12 protein-coding genes are annotated in these 17,940 nt (G+C 40.7%); 4 read left to right on the top strand and 8 right to left on the bottom strand.

Annotated elements, in window-relative coordinates; all coding sequences use genetic code 11:
- Window positions 1-5: 5 nt before the first annotated feature.
- Complete coding sequence (locus AAEY57_RS10365) at window positions 6-2,696, bottom strand: beta-N-acetylhexosaminidase (protein ID WP_350607797.1); 2,691 nt, start codon at window positions 2,694-2,696, stop codon at window positions 6-8.
- Window positions 2,697-3,205: 509 nt separating this feature from the next.
- Here AAEY57_RS10365 and AAEY57_RS10360 point away from each other — a divergent pair.
- Together AAEY57_RS10360 and AAEY57_RS10355 are read left to right on the top strand one after the other, a co-directional pair.
- A complete protein-coding gene (locus AAEY57_RS10360; RefSeq protein ID WP_013462888.1) occupies window positions 3,206-4,228 on the top strand; it encodes a LacI family DNA-binding transcriptional regulator in 1,023 nt (340 codons plus the stop codon).
- 363 nt (window positions 4,229-4,591) lie between these two features.
- On the top strand, window positions 4,592-5,317 hold the full coding sequence (locus AAEY57_RS10355) for a MauE/DoxX family redox-associated membrane protein (protein ID WP_350607794.1): 726 nt from the start codon (window positions 4,592-4,594) through the stop codon (window positions 5,315-5,317).
- 87 nt (window positions 5,318-5,404) lie between these two features.
- Here the strand turns inward: AAEY57_RS10355 and eat are convergent, their stop codons facing one another.
- From eat to AAEY57_RS10340, 3 genes are read right to left on the bottom strand one after another with little or no spacing between them, the layout of a single operon-like run.
- Window positions 5,405-6,817, bottom strand: a complete 1,413-nt coding sequence (gene eat, locus AAEY57_RS10350; RefSeq protein ID WP_350607792.1) for an ethanolamine permease — start codon at window positions 6,815-6,817, stop codon at window positions 5,405-5,407.
- A 37-nt stretch (window positions 6,818-6,854) separates the two neighbouring features.
- Window positions 6,855-7,739 carry an ethanolamine ammonia-lyase subunit EutC gene (eutC, locus tag AAEY57_RS10345; RefSeq protein ID WP_350607790.1) on the bottom strand — a complete coding sequence of 295 codons (885 nt, stop codon included), beginning with the start codon at window positions 7,737-7,739 and terminating at the stop codon, window positions 6,855-6,857.
- Window positions 7,740-7,741: 2 nt separating this feature from the next.
- The gene (locus AAEY57_RS10340; RefSeq protein WP_028834301.1) at window positions 7,742-9,142 is read right to left on the bottom strand and encodes an ethanolamine ammonia-lyase subunit EutB; all 1,401 of its coding nucleotides are present in this window, start codon (window positions 9,140-9,142) and stop codon (window positions 7,742-7,744) included.
- 221 nt (window positions 9,143-9,363) lie between these two features.
- Between AAEY57_RS10340 and AAEY57_RS10335 the strand changes: the two genes are divergently transcribed.
- Window positions 9,364-10,347 carry a helix-turn-helix domain-containing protein gene (locus tag AAEY57_RS10335; RefSeq protein WP_350607788.1) on the top strand — a complete coding sequence of 328 codons (984 nt, stop codon included), beginning with the start codon at window positions 9,364-9,366 and terminating at the stop codon, window positions 10,345-10,347.
- A gap of 340 nt (window positions 10,348-10,687) precedes the next feature.
- On the opposite strand, the gene arfA is transcribed toward AAEY57_RS10335, so the two are convergent.
- The 4 genes from arfA to AAEY57_RS10315 all read right to left on the bottom strand — a co-directional run bounded on the left by arfA (window position 10,688) and on the right by AAEY57_RS10315 (window position 17,469).
- Window positions 10,688-10,888, bottom strand: coding sequence for an alternative ribosome rescue factor ArfA (arfA, locus tag AAEY57_RS10330; protein ID WP_016899107.1), 201 nt, complete (start codon window positions 10,886-10,888; stop codon window positions 10,688-10,690).
- 449 nt (window positions 10,889-11,337) lie between these two features.
- A complete protein-coding gene (locus AAEY57_RS10325; RefSeq protein ID WP_350607786.1) occupies window positions 11,338-13,866 on the bottom strand; it encodes a TonB-dependent receptor plug domain-containing protein in 2,529 nt (842 codons plus the stop codon).
- Between the two features lie 439 nt (window positions 13,867-14,305).
- Complete coding sequence (locus tag AAEY57_RS10320) at window positions 14,306-15,463, bottom strand: HDOD domain-containing protein (RefSeq protein ID WP_350607784.1); 1,158 nt, start codon at window positions 15,461-15,463, stop codon at window positions 14,306-14,308.
- Window positions 15,460-17,469, bottom strand: a complete 2,010-nt coding sequence (locus tag AAEY57_RS10315) for an EAL domain-containing response regulator (protein ID WP_350607782.1) — start codon at window positions 17,467-17,469, stop codon at window positions 15,460-15,462. The genes AAEY57_RS10320 and AAEY57_RS10315 overlap by 4 nt, the downstream gene beginning before the upstream one ends.
- Before the next feature lie 270 nt (window positions 17,470-17,739).
- On the opposite strand from AAEY57_RS10315, the gene AAEY57_RS10310 reads away from it, so the two are divergent.
- A complete protein-coding gene (locus AAEY57_RS10310) occupies window positions 17,740-17,892 on the top strand; it encodes a hypothetical protein (protein ID WP_350607780.1) in 153 nt (50 codons plus the stop codon).
- Window positions 17,893-17,940 lie beyond the last annotated feature (48 nt).

The raw sequence follows: 17,940 nt of genomic DNA, 5'->3' as shown, positions 1-17,940 counted from the left end.
GCACCTTATCGGTGCGTTACTTTGAGCTTTCTGCTTACACGACTTGCTGATGGAATCTTAGAGCGAATCCATACATCTTGTGTTACTTTGACGGGTTGTTTATAGGTTTGCCATTGGCCGCTTCCTTGTTTGTATTCAATTACCAAACCAGGGTAGGCAATATTGGCGTACAACATGCCGTTCTCAATTTTTGCGCCCGCATTTGCAAGACGATAATGCACATCAGCCATTTCTAGCTTAGGAAATTCTTTTAGTCCCATTGTGGCTGCAAAAGTCTGCCATTGCTGATCGCGCTGCTGTTTTAATGCTGAGCTAAAGCGATTTGTTTGTTGGCTATAAACAAAGCCATTGTGATCATACGGTACCGCCCAATCTGCCTTATGCCATGCTCTTTGTGCCAACGATAATAACCGTGGGAAGAGCTTATATTCGGCCATATTATTGGTGCGCGTATTTTCACTCCATAACTGCCCTTGAATACCAATAAAGCGTTTATCTTTTGCCAAAGGCGCTGATACTACCTTGCCTTGCTCATCACGCTGTAACGTGTCATCAGCGACATAGGGATTATCTTCTCTATCGAGCCAAAATTCAGCATGAATAGGTAAATTATCTGGCATAAACTGAAATATTTTTTCGGTATTTATATGCCTTGAAGCCCAGTAATAACCGTGTTCTTGTGGGTCTGCTTCATACGGAAAGTCAAAATACAGCACATCTGGCGACGAGAGCACCACTTGCCAATTTCTATTAGCAAATTCATGGGCACGTTGATGGCCGTTCCACATTAATAAATCCCAGCTATTACCTTGTACAACCTCTGGCATATTCTCTGGGTTAGTATGCGATAAACCATCGCTCCATGCAGCAGTTTCAATATTCATATCAGCCAACATATTCGCAATACGTTCAATAAAATAGCTGCCCAGCTGACTCGCTTCAGTAATTTCTAACTTATTTTGTTTAATAAAATCAGCACAAGCTGGTGAGTCAACCCACGCTCCGGCGGTTTCATCGGCGCCTATGTGATAACGGGTTAACGGATGCTGTGCATCACTGTGTATGCCTTTTACCTGTTCCATTACTTCACGAATAAACGCATACGATGAGTCTAAACACACATTAATCGTATTGTCGTTATAGTGCTGTACCGACGAATACACGGTTGTATCAAGCGGATCATAAAGTAAAAACTGCTCGGCTTTTTGTTTATCGCCTTGTTTTATGTATTTATTATAACGCGCTTGCATGGCTTTAATTGCAGCGCGAGAATGCCCTGGCATATCAAGTGATGGGATCACTTGAATATGACGCGCACTCGCCGCTTTAAGTATTTCTTGATAATCAGCCACCGAATAATAGCCGTTTGCTGCACTTGAAGTATCAAGCCCTGCGCCCAACTGTGGCATTAAACATTGTTGCTCGCTTTGATCAAAACAACGCTTCGCCCCTATATCCGTAAGTTCAGGAAGTGATGGGATTTCTATACGCCAACCTTCATCATCACCTAAATGTAAATGCAGCTTATTAAGTTTATAAGCCGCCATTTGATCAAGCAGCTTTAAAATAAAGCCTTTGTCGCGAAAGTTCCGTGCTACATCCACCAACACCCCTCTAAACTGATAATGCGGTGCATCAATTACTTCTCCCACAGGTAACATATTACTGTTAACCTGATATAAACTCGCTAAGCTTTGCAAAGCATAAAAAATGCCCGCTTCATCAGCGGCATTAATCACAATTTCATCAGCTTTAATCGCTAACTTATAGCTGCCTTCAAATTCATCATTTTTAGTTACTGTATTAAGTGTGATCTTAATGGCCGCTGCATCATCGCTTATATTAATACCTAGTAGTGCTAACCTTTGTGTTGCGGCAGATAAGTGTGTTTTATCTATTCCTGAGTAGTTAATATTAAGCCCTTGGCTTATATCTAGCGTTTGAATTTGGCTAAATTCGCTAAAACGTGGGGTCGGAATAATTTGTTGAGCAATCACATTGCTCACTTGATTTTGCGACGTTAAATAAGCAGAAAAGTCATATTTTTCATTGCGCTCAAACAAGCGTTCAGCGCTAAGCCACTGCGTTTTATCATTCGCGGTACGTTTAAACTGACGTTCATAATCGGTGTAAGGCATAACATGTGGCAATACCTCTAACCCTGTCTCTGGGTCAATTTTAGGTTTTGTGCTTTCAATCACTTTAGCGGTGTCATTATTATTAACAACTATATAATTAGGAATTGCGTCGCTTTGCGATAATGACCAAAAGTGCGCATAAAAAGTAATCGTTTTAGTCTCACCCGCTTTAAAGCCAGTAAACCCGTCTTTAAGCTCAATGACATGAATATCGCCATTAACACGTTTAATAGTAAATTCATCGCTAACCGCCGTTTGAATAGGTGTAATTTGACTAAAGTAAATTTTCCATTGGTCAAAGTTAATCGCCGAGTTGGCGGTTAAATGTAAATACGCTTTAAAACAGTGACCGTTTTCTATATCTGGATCGCACTGTGCTGATGGACGGTTATCAACCTGCTGATATTTTATTTGTAAGGTTTTAGCAAGTAACTCTACGGCGCTATCGTTTGCAGGGCTTAGCTGAACCGATACCGTATTTTGTTCATCAACATTGCCCTGACACGCACTCAAACCCAGTGCTAAGCAGCATGCTGTCAGTAATGATTTAATCTTCATTCGCTACTTTCCCTCTATTGTTATTAACTTAGTCACTCAAGTATCTCTTTCAGATACTTAAATTAATCCCGCTTTTAAATCAATCACTATTCACATCTAGCAATTGCCACCTTAGCGCACACAATCCGCTACCTTAGGGTTTAAATAATAATTAACAGCGCGCACCAATTTATGACAACGCTGTCATTAAGTTGTTAATGTATCCTTTTTTTTCTTTTATAGCTACACAGAAGGGCAAAAAAGATACAAAAAATTTACATGTATGTGCTTAATATTCTTTTAAACTATTGTATTTAAATTAAATTTAAATATTACTAAATTATTACCTAAAACTTTATCTACCATTCTCACAAGAAAGGCGTATAAATTAACTGTTAATATTCAATGATGTCTTTATAATTTAGCCGTCAAATAATAAAAACCGAGCACTGTTAACTGCTTTTGCTGTAGTTGTTAACCGATAAAGATAAATTAGTACCCAAAATGATATGTAAAGGTCTATTAAGCCTATGAGAACAACAATAAACGACGTGGCAAAAGATGCCGGGGTATCAATAAAAACGGTATCACGAGTAATAAATAACGAAACCTCGGTGCGTGACAACACCCGTGAGAAAGTCATGGCGTCGGTTAAAAAGTTGAACTTTCAGCCTAACCTTGCTGCAAGAAGTCTCGCAGGAACAAAAGCTTACAGCATTGCTTACATTTACGACAATCCAAATGCCTACTATATTATAGATATGCAAAACGGCATTTTAGATACGTGTAAAAAGCAAGGGTTTGAACTACTTATCCACCCATGCGATGCCAAAGAAGCACATATTATTGACGAAATAACCAGCATGATAAAACGCACCCGAATTGCCGGTATTTTACTCACGCCGCCATTTTCAGAGATGCCACATTTTGTTGAAAAGCTGACACAGCTTGACCTAAAAGTTGTGCGTATTTTATCGGGGCACGACGCCCCCGATACATTAACGCCCTGTATTATGATTGACGATAACCTCGCCTCTAAATCAATTACCGAACACCTTATAAATAATGGCCACACACGCATCGGCTTTTTAGCTGGGGGCAGCGAACATAACTCCACCAAAGAGCGCTTAGAGGGCTACAAAGCGGCTTTAAAACAATACGACATTACTATAGACCCTAGCTTAATTATTGATGGCGAATACTCATTTGAATCCGGGGTTGAGGGTGCTAAAACACTCATTAATCAACAAAACAGGCCAACCGCTATCGTCTCATGTAACGATGAAATAGCCGCCGGTGCGTTATTTGCAGCCAGATTAATGAACATTGATATACCCAGCGAGCTTTCTATTACAGGGTTTGAGGATAGCCCATTCTCACGCCAAACATGGCCAAAGCTCACTACAGCGCATCAGCCAAATAATAAAATTGCTGAAGATGCAGCCAGCTTACTGATAGCGCAAATTCGTAATGGCAATGACCGCGATATTATTAAACTATACACACCAGAACTGGTTGTCAGAGATTCAACAGCCCCTCCTATAGCTTTATAATTAATTAGCTGGCACGCGCTGCAAGTCCCCCTTCAGCGCTTAAAGCATTAAAAGCGGCCTGATTTTTGAACGCATAGCCTGTACCACTGAGTTTATTAACAATAAAACGGCACATGTTGTAAATTTTACACTTAGGGTCTGTTGATCTTTCAAGGTTATATAACTCAGTTAACCTCTCTAATACCAGTTCGCTTAATTAACTGAGCTATTTTGAGGGAGGAAAATCGTGTCGATAGCAAGGCAAAAAATTTCGTTATTGAGTTGTTCTAAATGAGACGTTTTTAACGTCTGTTAGCGTCTAATCTGCCCCCTCAAAATGATTAAGTATTATTGCAAATTGGTATAAATATACAGGAGTAAAATATGGCCAAGTCAGCCCAATTGTATAGAATGGCAACCGATGAACATATTTGCCCATTTGGTTTAAAATCTAAAGATTTACTTGAACGTCAAGGCGTTGAAGTAGACGATCATTTACTCACCTCAATAGCCGATACCGATACCTTCAAACAAAAATACGGTGTAAAAACAACACCACAAACATTTATAGATGATGAGCGTATCGGTGGTTATGATGAACTCAGAGAATACTTTAATAAATCCCCTGCAGGCCAACAAGGCACAACGTATACGCCGGTCATTGCTATTTTCGCGGTTACCTTGTTGCTAAGTTTAGCCTTTTCGTTGAGCGGTGCAGGATTAAGCATGTATACGCTTGAGTTATTTGTTGCGTTAACCATGGCGGTACTAGCCATTCAAAAGCTGCAAGATTTAAACAGTTTTTCAAATTCCTTTATCACTTACGATTTACTCGCCATGAAAGTGATCCCCTATGCCTATGTTTACCCATTTTTAGAAGCTTTTGTTGGCGTGGCCATGATTGCATCACTTCCAGTTTACTTGGTTGCACCTATCTCTTTGTTGATTGGTAGTGTCGGCGCAGTCTCTGTTATTAAAGCTGTATACATAGACAAGCGAGCACTAAAATGCGCCTGTGTTGGCGGCGACAGCAATGTACCGCTTGGCTTTATTTCATTAACCGAAAACCTATTTATGATAGCAGCCGGTCTATGGATGCTAGTTAAATAATAAAAAGGCGCGGTAAGTTAAAACTTACCGCGCCAGCGCAAACTCTTCGAATATTAAAGCCACATGAGTTATTTTAGTAAATGAGAATTACCCCTCACTTATCGCTGTATTTAAACCGGCCTCAGCATCAGCGAGCATAGCAAACTCCTCATCTGCACTTTTGGCCACTAAATGTTTAGAGCTAAAGCCAAAGTAATACGCCGCACCGACTATAAACAGCACCATAGTGTATAAAAAAGCACGGGGGTCAAAGGCGTACACACCGGTCAGTGCAATCAACGATAAGCACAATGCTATGCTTGAAGTGACAATGCCGCCAGGCGTTTTATAAGGTCGAGGTAAGTCGGGTTGTTTTAAGCGCAACATTATATGACTGAACGCCATTAACGCATACGATACTGTTGCACCAACCACCGCCATAGCTAACATTAAATCGCCCTCACCACTTAGTGAAGCTAAAAAACCAAATACAGCAGGTACAATAAGCGCTCGTGCTGGCACTTTACGCACTGTAGTAATTGATAACGAACGCGGTAAATATCCTGCACGCGATAACGCAAACACCAACCGACTATAGCCATAAATAATAGAGAAAAATGAAGCCACCAGCCCTGCTAATCCCAGTATATTAACCACGGTTGCTAAATCGCTATTGCCTGTCGCATTTAACGCATCTACCAGCGGAACTGCACTTGCGCCCATTGCTGTTGCACCTACTGCCCCGGGTACTAACACAACCACTAACAACGCAGTAAACAATAAAAATACCATAGCGCCAATAATACCTTTAGGTACATCTTTCGCCGGATCTTTTGCCTCTTCTGCCGCCAATGGTACCCCTTCAACCGCTAAAAATAACCACATAGCAAAAGGTAATGCTGCCCATACACCATACCAACCCAGAGGTAAAAATTCACTCGCGCCAGCAGCATCGGTTACGGCAACATCAAATAAATTTGTCGCATCAAAATTGGTGATTAACACCACAGCGGTGGCAACAATGGCAAGTACCGCCAAGCCGCTTATTACCATCATTACTTTTAGCGCTTCACCAACCCCAGCTAAGTGAATACCCACAAACACCAAATAAAAGAGCGCATAAACCCAAGGGCCATTAAACCCCGTTAACGCCTCCACCGCAGAGCCAATAAAAATAACAATAGCAGCCGGTGCTAACGCATATTCAATTAATACCGCAAGGCCGGTTAAATAACCCCCCGTTGGCCCCATTGCTTGGCGAGCAAAGCTATACCCTCCTCCCGCAGCGGGAATAGCAGCCGACATTTCAGCCAGCGATAACACTAAGGTGAGATACATAATAGCCATTAATACTGCCGCTATGGCAAAGCCGCCCCAGCCTGCTTCTGCAATACCAAAGTTCCACCCAGCAAAGTCTCCTGAAATCACATACGATACCCCTAACCCCGCCAGTAATAACCAACCCGCAGTGCCACTTTTAAGTTGCCTTTTTGCTAAGTACTCTGAATTATTAGTAGACATAACATCCTCTTTATCGATTTTTTATTTTTAGTTACCGTTATTCCGCATTTAAAAAATGACGGCTCGATTGTTGATGCTCAATCACATCATCCTGTGTACGATCTTTTAAGTTCACTCCTGTTAGTTTTAATTTTTTTGCCTCACGTAATAAATAAACTGCACGCCTTGCAGCCTCACAGTAAGGCAAGCCCGCAGGGCGAATATTTGAAATACAATTGCGACAGGCATCGTTAAGACCTGTTTTAGGTGCCCAAGTTAAATATAAACCAAGGCTATCGGGCGAGCTAAGCCCTGGTCGCTCACCAATTAACACCATGACTACTTGTGCATTTAAAAGCTCTCCAATGTCGTCACCAATTGCCACCCGACCTTGTTCAACCACACTAAAAGGCGCAATGTTTAACTCACTGTTATCACCTAGCTGCGCTAATAATTCATTAATAAAAGGATAAACATTTTTTTGCACCGCAAGCGACGATAAGCCATCAACCACAACGATGGCTAAATCATATTTTGCAGCCGTGCTTTGCTGCCCAGCGGTGAAATTAAGTAGGGTTTGTCGGCCGTTTTCATCTAACCTGCGTCCTAAATCGGGGCGTTGTAAATACGTCATTCGGTCAACAGCCTGGCTATGTAAGCGCAAAGGAGCAGCCAGCTGTTTCTCAGCACTGAGTTTGCTAAGCTGTTCGGTTATTGCATTAATATCGAGCGGAAAGTTCACCGCATCACGCGCTTGTGCATGGGATAATTGAAACGCCAGCATTTCACTGGTCGGTAAGCTTATTCCTGCGCGGCCAAGGCCAATCCGTGCATCAGTAAAACGGCGTAAATCGCGCCATGGGTTATGCACCACGTTGCCATTATTTTTATGTGTATTATCGCTGTTGTTTATAACAGACGTTGCGTTAGAATTTGATTTCATACTCAGCCCCCTTTAATCGCATTCAGTGGTTTAGCAAAAGCGGCAGGTAACGTATCAGATAAAATAATATCGTGACTGTTGCGCATAATGTTCATATCAGTAAGCCACTTTTCAAACTCTGGCGCGGGGCGCGCGCCCAGTACTCGGCGCACATATAACGCATCATGAAATGAGGTGGTTTGGTAATTAAGCATAATGTCATCAGAGCCCGGAATGCCCATCACAAACGAGCACCCGGCGACCCCAAGTAGCGTAAGTAAGTTATCCATATCATTTTGGTCGGCCTCGGCATGATTGGTGTAACACACGTCGCAGCCCATCGGAATACCCAATAACTTGGCACAAAAATGATCTTCAAGCCCTGCGCGAGTAATTTCTTTACCATCAAACAAATATTCAGGACCAATAAAGCCCACCACGGTATTAACTAGTAGCGGATTAAATTTTCGTGCAACGGCATAAGCACGGGTTTCGCAGGTTTGTTGATCAAGCCCATGATGTGCGTTAGCCGAAAGCGAACTGCCCTGCCCCGTTTCAAAATACATCACATTATCGCCTACAGTTCCGCGCTTTAAACTCAGTGCGGCATCTTGTGCCTCAGCTAAGGTATTTAAATTAAAACCAAAACTCGAGTTGGTTGCTTCTGTTCCACCAATAGACTGAAACACTAAATCAACCGGCGCTCCCGCTTCAATGCATTCAATCGTGTTAGTAACATGAGTAAGGACGCAGCTTTGGGTAGGAATTTCATATTTTTGAATCACCTCATCCATCAATGTCATCAACTTAATGGCCTGCGCTACGTTATCGGTTGCAGGGTTTATACCTATTACCGCATCACCATTACCGTACAAAAGTCCATCTAAAATACAGGCGGCAATACCGTTAATATCATCCGTAGGGTGGTTAGGTTGCAATCGCGTGGATAAGTGCCCTGGTAAGCCAATGGTATTTCTAAACGCACTGGTTACATGGCATTTTTTAGCAATTAAAATAAGATCCTGATTTCGCATTATTTTGCTTACAGCCGCAGCCATTTCAGGGGTGATCCCTTGCCTAACACTTGCCAACACAGCGGGAGTTGCAAAGTCACTTAATAACCAGTTACGAAAATCGCCTACGGTTAAATGAGCAATCGCCATAAATGCATTGGTGTCGTGATCGTCCATAATTAAGCGGGTTATCTCATCGTCTTCATAGGCAATCAGCGCCTCATTTAAAAACGTTTTAAGCGGAATATCTGCCAGTGTCATTTGCGCCACCGCTCGCTCTTGTGCTGAGCCTGCTATCACTCCTGCAAGACGATCGCCCGATCGCCCAGGGGTAGCCTTTGCCATTACTTCAGCCAAGTTTTTAAAATTGTACACCTGCGTGCCTAACGTATATCGGTACCTTTGCCCCATGATCTACTCCACATAACAACTAGTTCAAACCTTGGTACAGGTTTTGCTGACCTATAAGCTATAAATCAATTTTGTTTAGTTTCAAGAGAGCTTAATTCGTACCAAGACACTATCGAATTTTGGCAAATCATCATTTTTGGCTTTATTTCATATAGTTAACTATAGTTACTGGTGGTAACTTAATCTTAATAAAAATAAAAAAAGCAAAGAGTAACTCCATTATGACGCAGCAAGATTTAGCTAGCGCACCACAAAAGAGCATGGTGCATACCCAAGATATAGATGAGCAAGCGAATAACCTAACGCAGTGGCAGCAAAAATATGATCAGCTCAGTGAAGGGCGATTTTTTGGGCGTATAGAGAGCGTGGATTATTCTAATATTCAAGCATTTGAAGAATACACAGAGCGTGCTCTTCACCAACAATGTGCAATAGCGCCGCAATCTATTTGGCTTGGGATCCCAAAGCAGTCTCAGCAGAGCAAAATTAATGGCTTAAATGTGGCAAGTAATCAATTTATGTGTCGAACCAGTGAGAGTAACTTTGAGCTTATTACACCTGAGCAGTTTAATATTTATGGTTTAGTAATAGACACGCAATCGTTAGAACATATGGCTCAGATACAAGGGATATACTTGAAAAATATAACCTCTTCAGGTACTGAGCGACATACAACAAGCAACGCCATGTTAAAAAGTGCCCGGGGTATAATAAACAGTATGGTTAGCAGTAACGCTTTTGGCCTAAATGCCGATTTACAGCAAGACATGCTTAATATGTTGGCATTACATTTACTAAACGAACAGACTCCGTGTCAACGTATCGCTCCCAGTTATAAACACCGAAAAGCGGTGGTTGATAAAGTAAAAGATTATATAAAAGCGCACCCACAAAACACGGTAACAATTACTCAATTATGCGAACTCACCTTTGTGAGCAGGCGTACCTTACAATATAGTTTTGAGAGTATTTTAGGGATAAACCCACTGCGGTTTTTACGTTTAACCCGATTAAATAATGTTAGAAGAGAGCTAAAATTAGCAAAGCAAGATAAACCCATTTCTGTGGTTGCTGCCAATTGGGGGTTTTGGCATGCAGGGCAATTTACCAAAGACTACACGCAATTATTTGGTGAGAACCCTTCACAAACAGTGATAAACCATGCTTCTTATTTGGCAAATTCTAAATCGATAACACATGAGTAAATAGGCTATGGGTTTCGGGTGTCGAGCTACGAGCTGCGAGCTGCGGGAGGCGCTGCGCTGAAAGAATAGATTTAAGGGCTGATATGACTAGGTGCTAGACTGTTTGCACAAGCTCGCTACTCGTCACTCGAAGCCCGTTGCCTTCTCATTTACTCCTCATTCACTTTTCTTTGTGCAAACATGTTTTAAGTGATTTATTCACAAAGAGGTTATGAGACGCTGCGCTGAAAGAGAAGGCTAAAGGCGCTAGGTTGTGTTCGCTGCTCGTGACCCGAAGCCCGCCTTATTTCAACAAACACTTAGCCAACTCGCAACAAAAGCCCTATTTGATCGGTGCTATTTAAGCCGCGATTAAATAGGACTCTTGTCCTGCGTGTTTGTTGCTGCGTTTAAACGAGCCTTTGCCTTTTTTAGCTTTAACCACTTGCGGTTTAAATACTTTAGAGGTTACCAGTGCTGCCAATGCGTTGTGTTTTATCACGCCGCGCCCAGTGTCTACTGCGGATTTGTTACCCGCTTTTGTTTTGCTTTTTTTCGCCATTTATTTTTTCCTATTAATAAAATGAGTATAACGAGGGATACATACCCCACAGTGTTATTGATGGCGATTGTATGCTTAATTTTCAAGCATGCAATCATTTTTAATGCTGTTTTAAATATATATTTTAGCCATAAAAAAAGCGCCGTTATAAACGGCGCCTTTGCTGGTTAATTTAGGGTCTGTTTACCTTTCAAGGTTAAATTTGCAGCAGTCTGTTTGGTATTTAGGCAAGGCAGCGCCTATGTAGTGTGGTTATTCCCCATAAATAGGCGATAACGCAGCATCAATGCCAAACAGGCGCTGCCCGAAGGGTTCTGCCTAGGGGCAATTTACTCTTTGTTGCTCGGTTTTTACTTAGCCCACTAGGTTACAAACCTCGCGTCGCGATTAAACCGCCTCTAGTTTGAACAAATTTTAATCCGCAAAGGCCAACAGACCCTAGTTTAAAATTAAAAACTAAAGCTTACTTTTGCATAGTAACTACGGCCATCAAAGCCATAGGGTACGGCTCGTAACGGATATTTAAATGCCCCATTTGAAATAGCGTTTAATACTTCATCATCGCCTAATTCATCCGGTGTTTCATCAAATACATTGTCTGCACCTACCGATAGAGCAAACATATCGTTAATTTGATAACTTACATTTAAATCCACTAATACGGCTGACTCTACCGTACTGGTTGCTTTAAATGAGCCATCTGTTGCAAGTTCAATATGGTCATTACCAAAGTACTTCACATCGGTTTCGCCAAAGTAATTAAAGCGGATCATTGAGCTATACGCGTCACGCTCATAATCAAACGTTAACGTTGCACGTTCGCCCGGCTGCCCATCAGTTAAAAAACTACTTTGGATATCATCAAGTGCTACATTTTCAGGAATACCCGGTGCTGCATTAACACTGTCAATTTTAGTTTCGTTTAAATTACCGGCAAACGTAGCAGAGAAATTACCCTCATATAAATCGGTGCGATAGGACGCAATAATGTCAACACCCTGCGTTGTCGAATTCACTGAGTTTGAAAAGTAATTCGCTTGTACTGCACCCGTTGCCTGTAGCGCGGCAACTGCATCAGGACTAAATGCCACATCATCAGCCGATAACAAGCTGCCCAGTGTAATACGGTCTTCAATTTCTACACGGTAAAAATCCACCGTTAACGATAAATCACTGGTCACATCATAAACAAAGCCCGCACTGTAGTTCGTTGATGTTTCAAGCTTTAAGTTATTAACGCCTAATGCAGCTGGAAATGCAGAGCCTGTTGTTGCTGTAAAAGACTGGCTTAATGTGCCGTCAGAACCTAAGTTAGTGGTAAACGCAGTGTAACCGCTTTGCTGTAATGATGGCGCTCTAAAACCCGTTGATAACGCACCACGTACCGCAAAATCATCGTTAAATTCATAACGCGTGGCTACTTTACCAATTATGTCGTCACCCGCATTAGAGAAATCTTCGTAACGAAGTGCACCGCTAACATTCCACGCATCGGTAACCATGGTTTCTGCGTCAATATAAACGGCGTAGCTATCGCGATCACTTTTATTTGATGCTTCAGGGCGAAGGCCGTTGTAGGCTTGAAAACCACATTGTGCAAATTGATTCGGATCGTTCACTGATGGGTATGAAGTATCTGTGTTAGCAGTGCCACACGCGTATGAGGCTTCTTCACCGGGTACAATTTCATAGTTTTCTTTACGGTATTCAGCACCAATTGACACGTACACAGGCTCACTGCGGCCAATATCAACAATCCCGTTCACATCCGCGTTGAATGTTGTTTGGTCAAACCTAAAGCCACCCGAATACCCCTCAGTTGGTCCTGCATTTGCAGCAATATCGGCATCACTTGCACCTGGGTTATTAAATAAGTACTCAGCAGCATAAGAGGCATTTATTGTATTGCGTGAGGTAAAGTCGTATTGGTTTTCACCATATACCGCCGATACATCGTAATTCCAATCAGGGTTAATATCACCTCTAAAACCAATTGAAACAGAGATATCCTGTGCTTCATTGTCTATTTGCGGTAAAAATCCATCGCTATATACTTGAATCACGTTTTTAGACGCTTCATTAAAATTACGGTAAAAGCCGTTGCCTAGTGCCGTGCGCTCAGAGTAACCACCAAATGAGTAAAGCTCTCCTTCACCCATTGGCAGGGCCATATTGTAAAATACCGAAGTAAACTCGCTCTGTGCATTACCTTGTCCCCAACGAACTTCGTCAGATAAAGTACCTGGTGCAACATTAAGTGACCCACCCGTATCTCGCTCTGCGCGGTTAGTTTTATCTGCATCGCGGTACTCAAGCGATAAATTTATAAAACCGCCTTCATTACCTAATTCAAAGCCACGATTTAAACCCGCAGAAATTGTTTCTCCATCTCCTTCTGCCGTTTCGCCATATTGTACGTACCCGGTGGTTAAATCTGTTGAGTTATTAAGTGATAAATTGATAACCCCTGCAATTGCATCTGAGCCATACTGCGCCGCCGCACCATCACGTAACACTTCAACTCCTTTTAAAGCAATAAGTGGAATCGCATTCATATCAGTACCCGCAGAGCCACCGCCCACAGTACTTGTTAAACCAAAAATAGATTGATTATGACGGCGTTTACCGTTGACTAAAACCAGCGTTTGGTCTGGTTGTAAGCCGCGTAATGTAGCAGGGCGAAATAAATCAGAACCATCAGAAACCTGTGTTCGTGAGAAGTTAAATGACGGCGCCGTTGCCTGTAAGCTCTGTCCAAGCTCGGTAAAGCCGCCTTTGTTTAAATCATCTGCGTCAATTAAATCAATAGGTGATGACGACTCAGTGGCAGTTCGGTTTGAAACTCGCGATCCTAACACAGATATTTGTTCGATATTTTTTTCAGCTTTAGCAGGCGCTTCTTGTGCATTAACCATACTTGGCGCACTGAAAGCAAAAGCAACCGCTACAGCCAATGTGTTTAAACGATATGTTGACATAATGATGACCCTGTTTTGTGTATTCTTATAATGTGTGTGGGGTAAATTCCTGTACCCCCTTGCCAACATCCTAGCAACATACACAAACAAAAAGAAACAAAAAATTTGATAAAATTAGCATAAGAATGCAAATAACTTTAAAAAAAGAAAAATAACACCTTTAAAAGCTCAAAATACAACCAAAGTGGCAATTTAATATCACAACCCCAAAAGTTAATACAATGTTAAAATTGAAGTTTTATTTATAATTAGTAAAAACAACAGCTTTGTATGTTTTTCACTCTGCGTTGAGCAAAAAACACACTCCAAATGACGTTTTATGCGGTTTTTATTAGACTAAAGTAGATAGTAAAGGGTAAGAAAGGGGACTCAGCAGAAACTATACATAGGTCGTTATGTAGTATTGTCCGTTTTTAAACAATATTTTATACAGGCCTATTTAAGAGGTGTAACTATGCCAATCAAACTCACTAATAACATGACAAAGTAGAGGGTCTACGCCTGTTGATTCACAGTATGCACGTAATTGCATGGGGGTTTGTTTATCAAAAATAATTTGCCTAACTACATACAACATATGATTGAATGTGATTAGATCATTATCATTAGTACCATCTAAATCATGGCAACTCATCAGTAAGTTACATATTTTAGTATCGTATCCCCATAACTTTAAAACGTAGGCCGAAATAAAATTGGCACTTACATATCCATCGGTCATGGTTTGAGCATGCTCACCTGGCGAATCGCTTTGAGCTTGAGACAATAAAATAATCTTGCCAACAAAACTCAATAACGCCACCGAGAAAAGTAGCTCTTGATGTTGTAGACTAAATCCAGCTTGTTTAGCAAAGCGCTTAACACAGCTAGCGTAATTCGCCGCTATATTCAATTGCTTTTCATGTACGTCACTAGGAATAGACGATTCAAAGTTTTTAGCAACTAATAAAGACGTTGTAATTGCCATTAATATGGTAATTCCAAGCCTCGATACAGCTTCATCTATTGACGATGTAGGCCTAACAAAACCAAGATAAGCGGAGTTTGCAAGTTGTAACAATTTAGCCGTTATTATTGGCTCTTGAGAAACAACATTGGCTATATCGTGCAAATCAAATTCATTGCTTTGTATTAAGTCTTTGAGTTCTTTTAAAATAAGAGGATAAACAGGAAAGCTAATCATAGCCCCTAATTGCCTGCGAACATTAAAAGCAAAAGGCAATGACTTTAACGCCGCCACATTGTTAAAAAGCGCGGTTATGTCTGCCTCATTAAACGGTTTAGCAAGGTAAGCATGCACAACATTAGGTTGTCGCATCATGGTACTCAATGTCATATCACCAGTAAGTAATGCTCTGACTGGGTAGGGGTTTTGTGAAGAGCATTGCTCTAAAACATCCAATCCATTCATTTGCGGCATTAAATAATCACTTAATACTAAATCTAAGTCTTGCTTAGTGTTTAGCAGCTGCCAAAATTCATCAATATCAGAGGTTGTCATTATATCAACCTCTGGATAGGCTCGATGAATAGTCCTTTGTAATACTTTTAATAAAAAAGCATCATCGTCTAATATGACGACCGCTATCGAACTCATTGCGCACCTTGAGAATTAAAATGGTTTAAATAATTACAAAAATCATCCTGTTCTAAAGGCTCACTAAAGTAATAGCCCTGTATGTAGTCACAGCCTAATTTTTTAATCATTTCGCATTCAAAGGCAGTCTCTACCCCCTCTGCTATCACTATAAGACTGAGATCGTGAGACATACGTGTAATGTTACGAATCATACTTTGCATTGCTAAAGACGATTCAATATCAGTAATCAGCGCTTTATCCAATTTAACGCCATCTACTGGCAGCTTAGAAAGGTAGCCAAGTGATGAATAACCCACGCCAAAGTCATCAATCAATAGCCTAAACCCCAAAGCCCTTAGTCTTATTAATTGCTGTTCGCAGGTAGCAAAATCTTCTATTAAATAGGTTTCTGTTAGCTCAAAAACCAACTGTGATGGCTCTAAATTATTGCGACTTAAGCACTCGAGCATGTAATCAATCCAGTCGGGATCATCTTTTAACTGCCTCGCAGATATGTTAACAGCCAACACATTCACACCTATATTGTTATCCCCCCAATATTTTAGTGTTTTACAACTTTGAGAAATAACCCAGCGCCCTATTGATATAATTTGACCATCGCATTCAGCAATCGGGATAAAATGAGCAGGGGGAACCCAGCCATATTTACTTGGCTCATACCAGCGAATGAGCACCTCAGCACTAAGTACTAACCCTGTTTTAATATCAACTTTTGGTTGAAAACGTAATGACAGCTCATCTTTATTTACCGCAGTTAATAGTAAACGGCTTAATTCAAAGTTCTTTTTATAATCGGCTACCAGCTGAGGATCAAAGCGAGAACAAATACGCTGCTGATCACCTACTTGGTAATTCATCGTCAACTGCATTTGATTAACGAGCTCTTTTCCCTCTAAACTATCCTCAGGAAACAACCCATACACACCATAAAGCTGCACTTGGGCATCGATATATTTACTAGGGAGTGCTTTTTTCAGATCATGCATCGCCTTATTTAGAACGGTTAAAATTTCACTATCAGATTTAATTTCAGGAACAAATAATACAAACCGATCGGCGCTCTTATGAAGAACTTTGACCGCTTTTTCTGATACGCCTTTCAGCACCTCTAGAACCAATTTTATAAGGTGGTTGCCATCTTCGCCCCCTAGCAAATCATTAATTAATTGAAACTGCGCAATACCTATATAAACCAAGGCATAACATTCTTTATTCGCTTCACACAGGGCTAAATGATGATAAAAGTCAGACTCGTTAGTCACCACTGATGGTGTTCTGGTAAGTTGGAAAATATTACTCATGCTGCTTGCGTTAATTGATAACTTTAAAAGCTGGCAAAAATCGTCATGTAAATAACGCTCAATCATAACTTCTTCGCTTTTAGCTAGATCAAAGGCGCGTGCATAATTAATAAAAAGTGTACTGCTTTGCTTGTCAATAAAAGACTGGCTTACCGCTTTATTTTGAGCTGTATCTAAATCGGCGAGGTGTTTGTTTTCGTATAAATGAATATCAGGAATGATTTCAGCGGCCGGTGCATTAAAACGATTAATAATGCCGTCATTATCTATTTCTATTAATGCCGACATACTACCCATTAATAACTGTTCTCTTACTCTTTTAGCTCGGCGCTGTTCATATTTTACTTGCGCCTCGCTAATGTTCTCAAGTAGCTCACTATCGACCCATGGCTTTTCTAAAAAACGAAATACCAATCCCTGATTTAATAACTCAACCACAGACTTAAAATCAGCATATCCACTTAGCACTAAGTTTACGCAATCGGGCCAATTAATTTTAACTTGGCGTAATAAATCAGCGCCGTTCATTTGTGGCATTCTAAAATCAGTAATGACTATCTCAATTTGATTAGCTGCTAAGATTTCAAGCGCCTCAAAACCAGTGGATGCTGTTATTACATCATAACCAGAACGAACAAGTACTCGCTTTAAAGATTTCAATACATTAAGTTCATCGTCTACTAATAAAATTCGCAAAGCCACTATTTACACCCCAGGAAGAGTTCTAATTTACTACGCTATTTTGAAAAAATGTTATTACTCATAGAACAATAACTAAAAACCTAGTTAGGTTTATACTTTTTCTATTAATTATGCATTTCTTGATTTTAAATTATCATTAACATACGCTTTATGATATTGATTGTTTTTCACACGCCACCTAATAATAGTCTAAATTGAACTTCAAGCTATTTATTTTTAATAGCTAAAAATATCTATCGCTGTGGCAATTTTTACTTATAAGGGGCATCTATGTTCGCCATTGATACTTTTCACTCTCACGGCAGCGATATAGATAAATTTATCCAACCTGTAAGTCAGTTCACAAACAACAACCCAGATTTACTGCTTGGGTTTGCTACAACCGATACTATTAACTCAAGTTTCGGGATTCAAACCCAATAATAAAAGCCAAATAACATGATGATTTAAAAGAAGTTGATGTCTCATTGT

Source organism: Pseudoalteromonas sp. MER144-MNA-CIBAN-0113, from assembly GCF_040308965.1.
Taxonomy (GTDB): Bacteria; Pseudomonadota; Gammaproteobacteria; order Enterobacterales; family Alteromonadaceae; genus Pseudoalteromonas; species Pseudoalteromonas tetraodonis.
The sequence above is the reverse complement of the archived record's forward strand: the minus strand, read 5'-3'. Positions and strand labels throughout refer to the sequence as shown.

Coding starts and splice junctions, on each gene's coding strand:
- AAEY57_RS10325 (WP_350607786.1), bottom strand. CDS start 13,866: ATGTCAACATATCGTTTAAACACATTGGCTGTAGCGGTTGCTTTTGCT.
- AAEY57_RS10340 (WP_028834301.1), bottom strand. CDS start 9,142: ATGGGGCAAAGGTACCGATATACGTTAGGCACGCAGGTGTACAATTTT.
- AAEY57_RS10320 (WP_350607784.1), bottom strand. CDS start 15,463: ATGAGTTCGATAGCGGTCGTCATATTAGACGATGATGCTTTTTTATTA.
- AAEY57_RS10335 (WP_350607788.1), top strand. CDS start 9,364: ATGACGCAGCAAGATTTAGCTAGCGCACCACAAAAGAGCATGGTGCAT.
- arfA (WP_016899107.1), bottom strand. CDS start 10,888: ATGGCGAAAAAAAGCAAAACAAAAGCGGGTAACAAATCCGCAGTAGAC.
- AAEY57_RS10365 (WP_350607797.1), bottom strand. CDS start 2,696: ATGAAGATTAAATCATTACTGACAGCATGCTGCTTAGCACTGGGTTTG.
- AAEY57_RS10310 (WP_350607780.1), top strand. CDS start 17,740: ATGTTCGCCATTGATACTTTTCACTCTCACGGCAGCGATATAGATAAA.
- eat (WP_350607792.1), bottom strand. CDS start 6,817: ATGTCTACTAATAATTCAGAGTACTTAGCAAAAAGGCAACTTAAAAGT.
- AAEY57_RS10355 (WP_350607794.1), top strand. CDS start 4,592: ATGGCCAAGTCAGCCCAATTGTATAGAATGGCAACCGATGAACATATT.
- eutC (WP_350607790.1), bottom strand. CDS start 7,739: ATGAAATCAAATTCTAACGCAACGTCTGTTATAAACAACAGCGATAAT.
- AAEY57_RS10360 (WP_013462888.1), top strand. CDS start 3,206: ATGAGAACAACAATAAACGACGTGGCAAAAGATGCCGGGGTATCAATA.